The following is a 14430-nucleotide window of genomic DNA, read 5'->3' as shown; positions in this document are numbered from 1 at the left end:
TCAGCCCTTCATCAGATTGACGTCCTCAACCGCGATCGAGCCGCGGTTGCGGAAATAGACCACCAGGATGGCGAGACCGATCGCGGCTTCCGCGGCCGCAACAGTCAGCACCAGCAATGCGAAGACCTGGCCGACGATGTCGCCGAGGAAGGTCGAGAACGCGACGAGGTTGATGTTGACCGAGAGCAGGATCAGCTCGATCGACATCAGGATGACGATGATGTTCTTGCGGTTCAGGAAGATGCCGAGGATCCCGAGCGTGAACAGGATTGCGCCGACCGCCAGATAATGTCCGAGCCCGATCGTCATTTCACCCACTCCGCCGCGTCGCTGTCCTGGAGCCCCTGCCCCGACGCCACCTTGCGCATCGCCATCGCCATCTCGGGCGTGCGTGCATTCTGAACGTTGATGTCCTGCCGCTTCACGTTCGCCTTGTGGCGCAGCGTCAGCACGATGGCGCCGATCATGGCGACCAGCAGCACCATGCCCGCGAGCTGGAAGTAGTGGATGTACTTCGTATAGAGCACGAGCCCGAGCGCCTCGGTGTTGCTGACATTGGTCGGGATCGCCGCCGTGATCGTCTTGGAGACGCCGGGGTTGATGACCCAGAAGCCGACGGTGAGCAGCAGTTCGAACAGGAAGATGCCGCCGATCACGAGGCCCACCGGCAGGTACTCGATGAAGCCCTCGCGCAGCTCGAGGAAGTCGACGTCGAGCATCATGATCACGAACAGGAACAGCACCGCGACGGCGCCGACATAGACGACGATCAGGATCATCGCGAGGAATTCGGCGCCCATGAGCACGAACAGGCCGGAGGCGTTGACGAAGGCCAGGATCAGGTACAGCACGGAGTGCACGGGATTGCGCGAGACAATCACCATCACCGCCGAGGCGACGCAGACGCCGGCGAAGAGATAGAAGAACAGCGCGGGAAGGATCATGCTCTCATCTCACCGGTACGGCGCGTCGAGCTCGATCGCTTTCGCGATCTCGCGTTCCCAGCGGTCGCCATTGGCGAGCAGCTTGGCCTTGTCATAGAACAGTTCCTCGCGGGTCTCGGTCGCGAACTCGAAGTTCGGACCTTCGACGATGGCGTCGACCGGACAGGCCTCCTGGCAGAGGCCGCAATAGATGCACTTCACCATGTCGATGTCGTAGCGCACGGTGCGGCGGGTGCCGTCGTTGCGGCGCGGGCCGGCCTCGATGGTGATGGCCTGCGCCGGGCAAATGGCTTCGCACAGCTTGCAGGCGATGCAGCGCTCTTCGCCGTTCGGATAGCGGCGCAGCGCATGCTCGCCGCGGAAGCGCGGCGAGATCGGGCCCTTCTCGAAGGGATAGTTCAGCGTCGGCTTCGGCTGGAAGAAATAGCGCATGGCGAGGAAGAACGCCGAGACGAATTCCGACAGCAGGAGCGAGCGTGCGGTGGCGTTGATGTTGATACCCATGACGGCCCTCACTTCGGCGCGATGCCGGCGAAATGCAGCACACCGGCCACCACGACCACCATCGCCAGCGACAGCGGCAGGAAAACCTTCCAGCCGAGGCGCATCAATTGGTCGTAGCGGTAGCGCGGCACGATCGCCTTTGCCATCGCGAACAGGAAGAACATGAAGAACACTTTGAGCGAGAACCAGATGATCCCCGGCACCCAGTTGAAGGGCGGCAGATCCACCGGCGGCAGCCAGCCTCCGAGGAACAGGATCGTCGCCAGCGCGCACATCGTGACGATCGCGACATATTCGCCGAGCATGAACAGCAGATACGGCGTCGAGCCGTACTCGACCATGAAGCCGGCGACGAGCTCTGATTCAGCTTCGACGAGGTCGAACGGCGGACGGTTGGTTTCCGCCAACGCCGAGACGTAGAAGATGACGAACATCGGGAACAGCGGCCACACATACCAGTTCAGGATGGTGAGCTGCGGCAACCCGATCAGGCTGGCAAGGCCGCGGGCATGCTGTGCCTCGACCACGGCCGACAGGTTCAGCGTGCCGGCGCAGAGCAGCACGGTGATGATGACGAAGCCGATCGAGACCTCGTAGGACACCATCTGCGCCGCCGAGCGCAGCGCGGCCAGGAACGGGTATTTCGAGTTCGACGACCAGCCGGCCATGATGATGCCGTAGATCGACAGCGACGAGATCGCGAAGATGAAGAGCACGCCGACATTGATGTCGGAGATCACCCAGCCGAGATTGGTCGGGATCACCGCCCAAGCCGCGAGCGCGAGCACGCATGAGACCAAGGGAGCAAGGAGAAACACGCCCTTGTTGGCGCCGGACGGGATGATCGGCTCCTTCAGCACGAACTTCAGCAGGTCAGCGAAGGACTGCAGCAGGCCCCAGGGGCCGACCACGTTCGGGCCGCGGCGGATCTGCACCGCCGCCCAGATCTTGCGGTCGGCGAGCAGGATGTAGGCGATCGCGACCAGCAGGACGACGAGCACCAGGACGCTCTCCGCGACCATGATGATCAGCGGCCAGAGGAAACCGGTCCAGAATGCGCTTTCGAAGAATTCCATCGGCTCACTCCGCTGCGGTCAGCATCTGCCCGGAGGCAAGCCGCGAGCATTCCGCCATCACGGCGGACGCACGCGCGATTGGGTTGGTCAAATAGAAGTCCTCGATCGCCGGCTTGAACGGCGCCTTCTCCGGCGAGCCGCCCTTCCCCGCCAGCTTCTTGATCTGGTCGGCGGCGCCGGCTTCGATCTGGTCGAGACGGATCAGGTGCGGCACGGCCTTGAAGATCGCCTGGCGGAGCGCCGACAGCGAGTCATAGCCGAGCTTCTTGCCGAGCGCCTCCGACAGCGCGCGGACGATCGCCCAGTCCTCGCGGGCTTCGCCCGGCGGGAACGCGGCACGGCCGGTCATCTGCACGCGGCCTTCGGTGTTGACGTAGATCGCGGACTTCTCGGTGTAGGCGGCCGCCGGCAGGATGACGTCGGCGCGATGCGCGCCGCGGTCGCCATGGGTGCCGATATAGACGACGAAGGTGCCGTCCGACGGCTTGATCTCGTCGGCGCCAAGCAGGAACAACAGGTCCAGCGTGCCGAAGGTCGTCATCTGCGCCGCGTTCAGCCCGCCGCTACCGGCGACAAAGCCGACATCGAGCGCACCGACGCGCGAGGCGGTCTCGTGCAGCACGCCAAAGCCGTTCCAGCCGTCCTTCACCGCGCCGACATCGAGCGCGAGTTTGCCGGCGGCGGCAAGAATGGCGGCGCCGTCGTGACGGGAGGTCGCGCCCGCGCCGACCAGGATGATCGGGTTCTTGGCGTTCTTCAGCACGTCCATGAAGGAGTGCTTGCCGGCCGCGAGCTCGCCAAGCGTGTCGGTGCCTGCACCCAGATGATCATAGTCGTAGGTCAGGTCGAGCTTGGCGCCGATCACGCCGACCTTGAAGCCGCCGGCGCGCCAGCGCTTGCGGATGCGGGCGTTGAACACGGCCGCTTCCTTGCGCGGATTGGCGCCGATGATGAGCAGCGCATCGGCCTGCTCGACGCCGACCAGCGTCGGATTGAAGATGTAGGAGCCGCGGCCGAGCGCGGGATCGAAGGCGTCGCCGCCCTGCACCGCCAGATTGCCCGAGCCGTACTTGGCCAGCAGGTCCTTCAGCGCGAACATCTCTTCGACGCCGGCGAGGTCACCGGCGATCGCGCCGATGCGCTTGCCGTCGGTGCGCGCCGCCTTCGCGGCGATCGCGGCAAAGGCTTCCGGCCAGCTCGCCGCCCGCAGCTTGCCGGCTTCGCGGATATAGGGCCGGTCGAGACGCTGCGTGCGCAGGCCGTCGACGACGTGGCGGGTTTTGTCGGAGATCCACTCCTCGTTCACGGCCTCGTTGATGCGCGGCAGCACGCGCATCACCTCACGGCCACGGGTGTCGACGCGGATCGCCGAGCCGATGCCGTCCATCACGTCGATCGACTGGGTCTTGCCGAGCTCCCACGGGCGCGCCGCAAAAGCATAGGGCTTCGAGGTCAGCGCGCCGACCGGGCAGATATCGACGAGATTGCCCTGCAATTCGGACGTCAGCGCGTGCTCGAGATAGGTCGTGATCTCCATGTCCTCGCCGCGGCCGGTGGCGCCCATCTCGGGCGCGCCGGCGACTTCCGCCGAGAAGCGGACGCAGCGCGTGCACTGGATGCAGCGGTTCATCGAGGTCTTGACCAGCGCGCCGAGATACTTGTCCTCGACCGCGCGCTTGTTCTCGGCGAAGCGGCTGGTGTCGACACCATAGCCCATCGCCTGGTCCTGAAGGTCGCACTCGCCACCCTGGTCGCAGATCGGGCAGTCCAGCGGATGGTTGATGAGAAGGAATTCCATCACGCCTTCGCGCGCCTTCTTCACCATCGGCGAACGCGTGGAGATTTCCGGCGGCTCGCCCTTGGGGCCCGGACGGCAATCGCGCACGCCCCAGGCGCAGCTTGCGACCGGCTTCGGGCCGCCCTTCACTTCGACGAGGCACATCCGGCAATTGCCGGCGATCGACAGCCGCTCGTGATAGCAGAAGCGCGGAATCTCGGCGCCCGCGGCTTCGCACGCCTGGAGCAGCGTGTACTCGGCGGGGACATCGATCTCTTTGCCGTCGATGATGAGCTTGGTCATTCTCTCTACTCCGCCGCGACCATGTTCACGGGATCGCGGACGCCGATATCGTCGATGTCAGCCTTGTGCGAATACTGGTCGATGCGCGCTTCGATCTCGTGACGGAAATGCGCGATGAGGCCCTGGATCGGCCAGGCGGCTGCGTCGCCGAGCGCGCAGATGGTGTGGCCTTCGACCTGCTTTGTGACTTCGAGCAGCATGTCGATCTCGCGCTTGTGGGCGCGGCCGTCGGCCATGCGGGTCAAGACGCGCCACATCCAGCCCGTGCCTTCGCGGCATGGCGTGCACTGGCCACAGCTCTCATGCTTGTAGAAATAGGAGATGCGGGCGATGGAGCGGATCAGGTCGGTCGACTTGTCCATCACGATCACCGCCGCGGTGCCGAGGCCCGAGCGCAGCTTGCTCAGGGAATCGAAATCCATCGGCGTGTCGATGATCTGTTCGGCCGGCACCATGCGCACCGAGGAGCCACCAGGGATCACGGCCTTGAGGTTGTCCCAGCCGCCGCGGATGCCGCCGCAATGCTTCTCGATCAGCTCACGGAACGGAATGCCCATGGCCTCTTCGACGTTGCAGGGCCGCTCGACATGGCCGGAGATGCAGAAGAGCTTGGTGCCGACATTATTCGGACGGCCGATGCCGGCGAACCAGGCCGCGCCGCGGCGCAGGATGTCGGGCGCAACCGCGATCGACTCGACGTTGTTGACGGTAGTCGGGCAGCCGAACAGGCCGACATTGGCCGGGAACGGCGGCTTCAGGCGCGGCTGGCCCTTCTTGCCTTCGAGGCTTTCGAGCAGCGCGGTCTCCTCGCCGCAGATGTAGGCGCCGGCGCCGTGCGCGACGTAGATGTCGAACGGCCAGCCGTTGACATTGTCCTTGCCGACGAGCTTCGCCTCATAGGCCTGGTCGATCGCGGCCTGGAGATGCTCGCGCTCGCGGATGAACTCGCCGCGGACATAGATGTAGCAGGCATGCGCGTTCATCGCGCAGCTCGCGATCAGGCAGCCTTCGATCAGGAGATGCGGATCGTGCCGCATGATCTCGCGATCCTTGCAGGTGCCGGGCTCGGATTCGTCGGCGTTGACGACGAGATAGCTCGGCCGGCCGTCGGTCGATTCCTTCGGCATGAACGACCATTTCAGGCCGGTCGGGAAGCCGGCGCCACCGCGCCCGCGCAGGCCCGAGGCCTTCATCTCGTTGATGATCCAGTCACGGCCCTTGTCGATGATATTCTTCGTACCATCCCAGGCGCCGCGGCGCCGCGCGCCCTCGAGCCCCCAGTCGTGGAGGCCGTAGAGGTTCTTGAAGATGCGGTCCTTGTCCTCGAGCATTTCAGTGCTTTCCGATCAACGATTGGACTGCTTGTAGGCGAGTCCGGCGGCGCAGACGGCGAAGGTCAGCGCCCAGAGTAGGCTGCTCTCCTGCGTCGCGTTCATCACGAAGCGCTGCAGCAGGAACATGAAGGCGGCCGCGACCGCGGCGTGCATGGCGACGAAGCCCCATATGTTCACGGCCTCGTTCCCTCCAATTGCGGGGAGATCGCGCATCAGGTGATCTCCTTCAGCGTGGTCGGCCCACCCGTCGGCGCCGAGAACTGGCGGCCGTTCTGCGGACCGGGCTTCGGCGGATTGCCCGAGGCGAAGCCGTCGAGCACCTTGCCAAAGGTTTCCTTGGTCAAATCCTCATAGGTGTCCTTGCCGATCAGCACCATCGGCGCATTCACGCAGGCGCCGAGGCACTCCACCTCTTCCCAGCTGAAATTGCCGTCCTTGGACAGATGGAACGGCTCGTGGTGGATGCGGTGCTCGCAGACGTGGATGAGATCCTCGGCGCCGCGCAGGCGGCACGGCGTGGTGCCGCAGACCTGGACGTGGGCCTTCTTGCCGACGGGAGCGAGCTGGAACATCGTGTAGAAGGTCGCGACCTCGAGCACGCGGATATAGGGCATATCGAGCAGATCGGCGACGGCGCGGATCGCGGCTTCCGACACCCAGCCGTCGTGCTGTTCCTGGACGCGCCAGAGGATGGCGATGACAGCGGAGGCTTGCCGGCCGGCCGGATATTTCGCGATCTGCTGCTTGGCGAACGCGAGGTTCTCATCCGTGAACGCAAAGCTCGCGGGCTGGACTTCCTTCGGTGCTAATCGGCGAACGGACATCTCTTATCTCTCACTGCATACGGCGCGCGGTTTTCGCATTCAGGGCATCGATCCTGTCCTGCCAGAATGCGCTTGCGGTGCCGAAAACGTTGTAGCCGACGTGGGTCGAGACCTTGATGCGGTCGAGGATCGACAGCTCGGTCACGGTCTCCATCCGGTTGCTGCGCGGATCGAACACGATCAGCTTCAGCGGCGTCTGTTCGAGGATAAAGCGCGACACCGCATGAGAGCGGTCGCTGCCGTGCTCCTCGCACATGATGACGCTGTCGGTCTCAAGCAGCCGTGCGCCGCCCTTGATCGCCTCGATCTCGACGCCCTCGACGTCGAGCTTGATCAGGTACTTGCCGTGGGCCGCCACCTTGCCGTCGTCGATGAGATTGTCGAGCGCGAGAACAGGCACGTCCTCGCCGCCCGCCGACGGTGCGCCGGCGATGCTGAAGGCCTCATGCTTGGTGCCTGATAGCCGCGCGGTGCCGCGCGCCGCACCGATCGCGCATTTCAGCGTCTCGAAGCGGTTGCCGTTGACACGGGCGTTGTTGGCAAGCTTCGGATAGTTCTGCCCCGACGGCTCGATCGCGATCGCCTTGTGCGATCCGAACGGCTTGCTCGAGACCAGCACCGACCAGTAGCCGTAATTGGCGCCGCAATCGAGCAGCGTGTAGTCGACGTCGATGGAGTCGGCGAACAGGACCTCCAGCTCGTCCTCGTAATTGTAGGAGCGGTTGAGCAGCTTGCTCCAATAGCCGTCGCCGTAGGGGAACTCGAACACGGCGTCGGGATTGAGCCTGATCGCGATGTTGCGCTCGGGCAGCGTTTTCCGCAGCAGGTTCGCGCAGGCGATGTAGCCCATGTGCGAGAAGTGCGAGGAGATCTTCGATCCCGTCACCAGCGCCAAGGCAGCCGTCCGCTCCCACAGGTTGGCCCCTTCGAGGGCCCCCGAGGCACGGTCAAACTGGATTGGCGCCTGCGCCATCACCGATCGACCTCTCCGAACACGATGTCGAGCGAGCCGAGGATCGCCGAGACGTCGGCGAGCAGATGGCCGCGGCAGATGTGGTCCATCGCCTGAAGATGCGCAAAGCCCGGCGCGCGGATCTTGCACTTGTACGGCTTGTTGGTGCCGTCGGAGATCAGATAGACGCCGAACTCGCCCTTCGGCGCCTCGACCGCGGTGTAGACTTCGCCGGCCGGCACGTGGACGCCTTCGGTGTAGAGCTTGAAGTGATGGATCAGCGCTTCCATCGAGCGCTTCATCTCGCCGCGGCGCGGCGGCGCGACCTTGTTGTCTTCGACGACGACAGGCCCCTTCCCGTCGGCTGCGTTCAGCTTCTGGATGCACTGCTTCATGATGCGCACGGACTGGCGCATCTCTTCCATGCGGATCAGGTAACGATCGTAGCAGTCGCCGTTCTTGCCGATCGGGATGTCGAAATCCATCTCAGCGTAGCATTCATAGGGCTGCGACTTGCGCAGGTCCCAGGCCGCGCCCGAGCCGCGCACCATGACGCCCGAAAAACCCCACTCCCAGGCTTCCTTGAGCGGCACCACGCCGATGTCGACGTTGCGCTGCTTGAAGATGCGGTTGGCGGTGAGGAGACGATCGAGGTCGTCCACGACCTTCAGGAACGGATCGCACCAGGCCTCGATGTCGTCGACCAGCTTCTGCGGCAGGTCCTGATGCACGCCGCCGACGCGGAAGAAGGCTGCGTGCATACGGCTGCCGGAGGCGCGCTCGTAGAACACCATCAGCTTCTCGCGCTCTTCGAAGCCCCACAGCGGCGGGGTCAGCGCGCCGACGTCCATCGCCTGCGTGGTGACGTTGAGGAGGTGCGAGAGGATGCGGCCGATCTCGCAATAGAGCACGCGGATCAACTGGCCGCGGCGCGGAACCTCGATGCCGAGCAGCTTTTCAGCGGCGAGGCAGAAGGCGTGCTCCTGGTTCATCGGCGCGACGTAGTCGAGCCGGTCGAAATAAGGGATCGCCTGGAGATAGGTCTTCTGCTCGATCAGCTTCTCGGTGCCGCGGTGAAGCAGGCCGATATGCGGGTCGACGCGCGCAACGATCTCGCCGTCAAGCTCAAGGACCAGACGCAGCACGCCGTGCGCAGCCGGATGCTGGGGCCCGAAGTTGATGGTGAAATTGCGAAGCTGTTCGGGTTGCTCGTTCATGATCAGACCTTCGGTCCCGCCTTCTCGTCACCGGGAAGCGGATAGTCCGCCCCTTCCCACGGCGAGAGGAAATCGAACTTGCGGAATTCCTGGTTGAGCCGGACGGGCTCGTACACCACCCGCTTCTCCTGGTCGTCGTAGCGGACCTCGACGAAACCGGTGGTCGGGAAATCCTTGCGCAGCGGATGGCCCTCGAAACCGTAATCGGTCAGCAGGCGGCGCATGTCGGGGTGACCGACGAAGAACACGCCATAGAGGTCGTAGGCCTCGCGCTCGAACCAGTCCGCGCCGGGGAACACGTCGATCAGCGACGGCACCTGCGTGGTCTCGTCGGCCTGGGCCTTGAGCCGGATCCGCGCGTTCAGGGTCGGAGACAGGAAGTGATAGATCACGTCGAAGCGTTTTTCGCGCGACGGATAGTCCGCGGCCGTGATGTCGGTGAAGTTGATGAACCGGCATTTCGGATCGTCGCGGAGGTACTTGACCACCTCGACGATCTTGCTGACCTCGACATCCACCGTGAGCTGGTTGAAGGCAACCGAATGACCGATGGCGGCGCCCGGAAGCGCGCTAACGATCGTCTGCCCCAGGGCGTCGAGCTTGGCGTCGTCCATGACGTAAAACCTTAGCGTTCGATGGTGCCGGTGCGGCGGATCTTCTTCTGCAGCAGCAGCACGCCGTAGAGCAGCGCTTCCGCCGTGGGCGGGCAGCCCGGCACGTAGATGTCGATCGGCACGATCCGGTCGCAGCCGCGCACGACCGAGTAGGAATAGTGGTAGTAGCCGCCGCCATTGGCGCACGAGCCCATCGAGATGACGTAGCGCGGCTCCGGCATCTGGTCGTAGACCTTGCGCAGCGCAGGCGCCATCTTGTTGGTCAGTGTGCCGGCGACGATCATCACGTCGGACTGGCGCGGCGAGGCACGCGGGGCGAAGCCGAAGCGCTCGACGTCGTAGCGCGGCATCGAGACCTGCATCATCTCGACCGCGCAGCAGGCGAGACCGAAGGTCATCCACATCAGCGAGCCGGTACGGGCCCAGGTGATGAGGTCGTCGGTCGCGGCCACGAAGAAGCCCTTGTCGGACAGCTCGGAGTTGACCTCGAGGAAAAACGGATCGTTGGCGCCAACCGGCCTGCCGGTCGACGGATCAAGGATGCCCTTGGGGGCCGGCGCGACGACCGGACCCGTGGACGCTGCAGGGTTCAATCCCATTCCAGTGCTCCTTTCTTCCATTCATAGGCGAACCCGACCGTGAGCACGCCGAGGAACACCACCATGGACCAGAAGCCGGTCGCGCCAAGCTTGCCGAACGCCACCGCCCAGGGAAACAGGAACGCCACCTCGAGGTCGAAGATGATGAAGAGGATGGCGACCAGATAGAAGCGGACGTCGAACTTCATGCGAGCGTCGTCGAAGGCGTTGAAGCCGCACTCATATGCCGACAGTTTTTCCGGGTCCGGCTGCTGGAACGCCACGATGAAGGGCGCGATCAGCAGCACGAGGCCGATGAGGCCCGCTACCCCTATAAAGACGACGAGTGGAAGATAGTTCTGCAGAATGCCGCTCATTGACGAGCCCTTTTTCCCGCAGCCTCGGAACAGCCACGGATTCGTCCAGTTTGGAATTGTTCTGAGCCTTAGCGCAGTGCACCAATGGGCGCAAGACACGCTCTTTTTAGGCCCTTTACCGCCCCCAGAACGATAGAAATCCCGGAATCGCCCCGCGGCTGGTATGGAGCAGATCGCCAATCCCAGCAAGGGCGGCCACAGTTTTGCAGGGCAGCCGTTCGAGGATTGCGGCACATGGGCCGAGGCAGCTATTTGCCGCGTGTCGTCCGCGATAATTGCCCGGTTTTTTGGGTGCGGCAGCGCACCCAGACCCAGGCAATGACCAGCACCGGGGCTCCCACCGTCACCCAGGCGACATACTGGCCGACCGTTCCCCAGAGCAGCGCAGCCAGCAGGCCGGTGATGGTCGCAGCCGCGAGCAGGATGGGTGCAGCAAAGACACGTATCCACAGGCCCGAGCGGTCAGAGGAGCCATGCATCACGACGGGACCGGGGTTCGTCTGGCGAATGCGTCGGTCCGGGCGGGCGCGCGCTTGCGCCGCCGTGCCAGCCAGAGATAGAGGCCACTGCCGATCACAACGATCGTGAGAATGTCGAGCACGGCCCAGATCACCTTGAGCGGCAACCCGCCATAATCGCCGAAATGCAGCGGCTGCGAGATCAGGAGCGCCTGGAGATAGACCGGCAGCGCCCGGCTGTCGGCGACCTCCCCTGTTTCGCCGTCGAGCAGGACCGGCTTGAGCAGCCGCGCCGTCAGCGCCGTGTCGCCGCGCATGAAGGCAGCGAAGTGGTGCGACGACGTGAACGGCGTTCCCGGAAACGCGATGAAGGCAACCTCCATCCCGGGCGCCGTCTGCCTCGCGCGCGCCACGACGTCGTCGAGCGAAGCCAGATGTGACGGCCGCGACTTGCCGGCATAGGGCGCGACCATGCTGGCAAGCTCGGTGGCCTTCCACTGGTTGAGCATCAGCTCGGCCCAGGTGTTGACGACGCCGGTGAGGCCAACCACCAGTGCCCAGGCCACCGTCACGACGCCGATCAGATTGTGCCAGTCGAGCCAGCGCACGCGGCGCGAGGCGTGGCCGCGAATGGTGGCAAAGCGCAGCCGGCGGGTGAACGGCCAGTACAGCACCACGCCGGAGATGATGGCGATTGCGAACAGCAGGCCCATCCCGCCGAGGAACAGTTTTCCGGGCTGGCCGGCAAACATGTCGGTATGCAGCTTGAGCATGATCAGCATCGGCCCGACGCCGACCGGTCCGAGCAGCTTGGTCGACACCGCATCGAACGCGCGCACGGTCGTGTTGTCAGGCAGCCCGTCGACGGCGCTGTTGGTGAATGCAGTCACGATCCCGGGCTCGTCCTTGTCCCAGGCGATATATTGGAGCACCCGGCCGGGATCGGCTGCGAGCGCGGCGTCGACGACGGCTTGCGTCATCGCACGCGCCGCGCCCGCATGAGCTTCGGGCTGGGGGGCATAGCCCAGGAGCTCATCGATCTCGTGATGGAAGATCAGCGGCAGGCCGGTCAGGCAGAGCAGCAGCAGGAAGACGGTCGAGATCAGGCTGGTCCAGGTGTGGACCACGGACCAGAGCCTGACCGTGCGCGCCTTCACGAGGCCCTCCCCTCGCCGGTGCCTACCACTTGTAGGAGACGCTGGCGGTGACGCGCCGGCGGTCGCCGTAGAAGCATGACGAGGCCGCCGCGCAGCTTGCGACATAGATCTTGTCGGTCAGGTTGATCACGTTGATTGCCGTGCGCCAGTTCTGCCACTCGTAGTGGACCGCGAGGTCGCCGAGCACGACCGCGGGAACCTCGAGGGTGTTGGCGGCGTCCGCCCAGGAGGCGCCGACATAGCGCACGCCGCCGCCGAAGCCGAATCCCGCAAGCGGTCCGTCCTTGAATGTGTAGTCGGCCCAGCCCGAGACCAGGAGCTCAGGCGTGTTGGTCGGCGTCTTGCCGACCAGCGCCGGGTTCAGGTCCCTGCTGGTGAAGAGATGATAGGCCGTGAAGGCGCCGATGAACTTTAACTCCTTCGTCGCATTTGCGACCGCTTCGAGCTCGATGCCGCGCGAGGTCACCTCGCCGGTTTGGTTCTGCAGCGTGGTGATGATCGGATCGGTAGTGGGTACATTCTGGCGCTTCAGGTTGAACACCGAGGCAGTGAAGTAGCCATCAAATCCCTTGGGGGCGACCTTGACGCCGATTTCGGCCTGCTGGCCGGTCTCCGGCTGGAACAGCTGATTTTGTGCGTTGAGCCCGATAATCGGGTTGAAACTCGTCGCGTAGGAGATGTAGGGCGCGATGCCGTTGTCGAAATTGTAGATCAAGCCTGCGCGACCGCTGAACTGGCTGTCATTGTTGCTGGCGAGCGTCGCCCCAGTGTCACGGGCGGCCTGCGTCGTCTCGACCCAGTCGTTGCGGCCGCTCAGCACCAGCGTGAAGTTACCGAGCTTCATCTGGTCCTGGAGGTAGGTGCCGGCCTGCTTCTGCGTGATCAGGAAGTTACGGAACGGCGGGCCTGTGAGCGGGATGTTAATGCCGTAGACCGGATTGAGCACATTGATCGGAGGAACGGTGCCGAAGTTGAAGGCCTGATAGTCGTCGATCTGATAGCCCTTCAGATCGACACCGAACAGCATCGTGTGCCGGACAGGTCCGGTGTTGAAGCGATATTCCAGCTGGTTGTCGAGATCGGCCTGGTTGGCGGTATCCTTCGCATACCAATTGTAGCGACCGAGAGAGGCCGCATTGATATTGTCCCAGCCGTTGCCGATGTAACCGCGATAGGTCAGGTCGATATGCGCAAATCGCGCATTCTGCCGGAACGTTAGATCGTCGGTGACATTGCGCTCGAACTGATAGCCGAGCATCTCCTGCTCGCGCGTGAACTTGTCGACGCTGGGATCGCCGGCGAAGAAGCTGGTCGGGATCTTGCCGAACGGCGCGTTGGTCACCGTGCCCTGGTAAGGCAGGAAGTTGATGCCGCGGGTGTCGGTCTTCGATGCCGACGCCAGAACCGTGAAAGTCGTATCGGCATCCGGCTTCCAGGTGAAGGACGGCGCAATGAAGTAGTTGTTGTCCGGCGTGAAGTTGACCTGCGTGTCGCCGTTCCTGATCTCGCCGACGACGCGGTAGAACAGCTTGCCGTCCTGGGGCTGCGTTGCAACGGGCCCGCCGACATCGAAGCCGACATAGGCGTTGCCGAAATTGTTGACGCCGGTCTCGATGTAGCGGATCGGCTCGGTCGGCGGCATCTTGCTGATGACGTTGACGATGCCGCTCGGGCTCGATCCACCATAGAGCACCGCCGACGGGCCGCGTAACACCTCGACTCGCTCCATATTGGACGGCGGAAGCCGCCAGCTCGCATAAGCCGTGTAGAACAGCTGCGTGCCGTCGAGAAACAGTCCGATGTCGTCGGACTTGAAGCCGCGGATCAGCCACCAATCGTTGCGCGTGTCCGCACCGAAGGTGCCAGCCCGCACGCCGGCGGTGTAGCGCAGAACCTCGTCGAGCTTGGTCGCCTTCTGGTCGCGGATCTGGTCCGCGCCGATCACCGACACCGATTGCGGCGTCTCCATGATCGGCGTGTTGGTCTTAGTGCCCGACGAGCTGCGGTTGGCGACGTAGCCGTTCACCGGACCGCGCGGCGTCTCGACGAAGCCGACATTGCGCTGCTGAAGCGGTCTGCGGCTGGCGGCGGTCTCTACCGACGGCCGCGCCACGCGGCGGGCGGCCGCAGCAGGTGCGCGGCGTCGTGCTTCCGGCGCGTTGACGGTGACCGACGGCAGGTTTTGCGCACCGCCTTGCGCCGAGGACTGCGCAAGCGATGCCTGCGGTACCACTGCGAAAGCAGACGCGGTCGCCAAGACGACCGACCGCAGCATACGAAGACTGTTCAACGCGCACCCCAACATGTCTGTTTGC

The 14430-nt window shown here is 64.2% G+C and carries 16 protein-coding genes; all 16 read right to left on the bottom strand.

Annotated features, from left to right (window positions below; all coding sequences use genetic code 11):
- Positions 1–309 (bottom strand): NADH-quinone oxidoreductase subunit NuoK, encoded by a 309-nt coding sequence (nuoK, locus tag ABIB99_RS07340; protein WP_008547737.1) that lies wholly within the window; start codon positions 307–309, stop codon positions 1–3.
- On the bottom strand, positions 306–944 hold the full coding sequence (locus ABIB99_RS07335) for an NADH-quinone oxidoreductase subunit J (RefSeq protein WP_028149057.1): 639 nt from the start codon (positions 942–944) through the stop codon (positions 306–308). Before ABIB99_RS07335 ends, nuoK begins: the two co-directional genes overlap by 4 nt.
- Before the next feature lie 9 nt (positions 945–953).
- Entirely contained in the window at positions 954–1442 is a 489-nt protein-coding gene (nuoI, locus tag ABIB99_RS07330) for an NADH-quinone oxidoreductase subunit NuoI (RefSeq protein ID WP_027529879.1), read from the bottom strand.
- Positions 1443–1456: 14 nt separating this feature from the next.
- Positions 1457–2524, bottom strand: a complete 1068-nt coding sequence (gene nuoH, locus ABIB99_RS07325) for an NADH-quinone oxidoreductase subunit NuoH (protein WP_063982981.1) — start codon at positions 2522–2524, stop codon at positions 1457–1459.
- A gap of 4 nt (positions 2525–2528) precedes the next feature.
- Positions 2529–4604 carry an NADH-quinone oxidoreductase subunit NuoG gene (gene nuoG, locus ABIB99_RS07320; RefSeq protein ID WP_063982980.1) on the bottom strand — a complete coding sequence of 692 codons (2076 nt, stop codon included), beginning with the start codon at positions 4602–4604 and terminating at the stop codon, positions 2529–2531.
- 5 nt (positions 4605–4609) lie between these two features.
- Entirely contained in the window at positions 4610–5935 is a 1326-nt protein-coding gene (nuoF, locus tag ABIB99_RS07315; RefSeq protein ID WP_014494861.1) for an NADH-quinone oxidoreductase subunit NuoF, read from the bottom strand.
- Between the two features lie 15 nt (positions 5936–5950).
- Entirely contained in the window at positions 5951–6151 is a 201-nt protein-coding gene (locus tag ABIB99_RS07310) for a hypothetical protein (RefSeq protein WP_354175327.1), read from the bottom strand.
- Positions 6151–6762 carry an NADH-quinone oxidoreductase subunit NuoE gene (gene nuoE / locus ABIB99_RS07305; protein ID WP_282523428.1) on the bottom strand — a complete coding sequence of 204 codons (612 nt, stop codon included), beginning with the start codon at positions 6760–6762 and terminating at the stop codon, positions 6151–6153. The genes ABIB99_RS07310 and nuoE overlap by 1 nt, the downstream gene beginning before the upstream one ends.
- A gap of 10 nt (positions 6763–6772) precedes the next feature.
- Positions 6773–7735, bottom strand: a complete 963-nt coding sequence (locus tag ABIB99_RS07300) for an FkbM family methyltransferase (protein WP_028149051.1) — start codon at positions 7733–7735, stop codon at positions 6773–6775.
- Positions 7735–8931 (bottom strand): NADH-quinone oxidoreductase subunit D, encoded by a 1197-nt coding sequence (locus ABIB99_RS07295; RefSeq protein ID WP_354112915.1) that lies wholly within the window; start codon positions 8929–8931, stop codon positions 7735–7737. Before ABIB99_RS07295 ends, ABIB99_RS07300 begins: the two co-directional genes overlap by 1 nt.
- A 2-nt stretch (positions 8932–8933) precedes the next feature.
- Entirely contained in the window at positions 8934–9545 is a 612-nt protein-coding gene (locus tag ABIB99_RS07290) for an NADH-quinone oxidoreductase subunit C (protein ID WP_166342015.1), read from the bottom strand.
- A gap of 11 nt (positions 9546–9556) precedes the next feature.
- Positions 9557–10144, bottom strand: coding sequence for a NuoB/complex I 20 kDa subunit family protein (locus ABIB99_RS07285; protein ID WP_247304887.1), 588 nt, complete (start codon positions 10142–10144; stop codon positions 9557–9559).
- The gene (locus tag ABIB99_RS07280; protein WP_007603535.1) at positions 10135–10500 is read right to left on the bottom strand and encodes an NADH-quinone oxidoreductase subunit A; all 366 of its coding nucleotides are present in this window, start codon (positions 10498–10500) and stop codon (positions 10135–10137) included. The genes ABIB99_RS07285 and ABIB99_RS07280 overlap by 10 nt, the downstream gene beginning before the upstream one ends.
- A 248-nt stretch (positions 10501–10748) precedes the next feature.
- Entirely contained in the window at positions 10749–10979 is a 231-nt protein-coding gene (locus ABIB99_RS07275; protein ID WP_063982974.1) for a hypothetical protein, read from the bottom strand.
- Positions 10979–12115, bottom strand: a complete 1137-nt coding sequence (locus ABIB99_RS07270; RefSeq protein WP_354175324.1) for a PepSY-associated TM helix domain-containing protein — start codon at positions 12113–12115, stop codon at positions 10979–10981. The genes ABIB99_RS07275 and ABIB99_RS07270 overlap by 1 nt, the downstream gene beginning before the upstream one ends.
- A gap of 22 nt (positions 12116–12137) precedes the next feature.
- Complete coding sequence (locus tag ABIB99_RS07265; RefSeq protein WP_208089450.1) at positions 12138–14390, bottom strand: TonB-dependent siderophore receptor; 2253 nt, start codon at positions 14388–14390, stop codon at positions 12138–12140.
- Between the last annotated feature and the right edge of the window lie 40 nt (positions 14391–14430).

Source organism: Bradyrhizobium sp. LA6.1, from assembly GCF_040547805.1.
Classification (GTDB): domain Bacteria; phylum Pseudomonadota; class Alphaproteobacteria; order Rhizobiales; family Xanthobacteraceae; genus Bradyrhizobium; species Bradyrhizobium barranii.
This window is presented reverse-complemented; position numbering and strand designations above follow the sequence as displayed.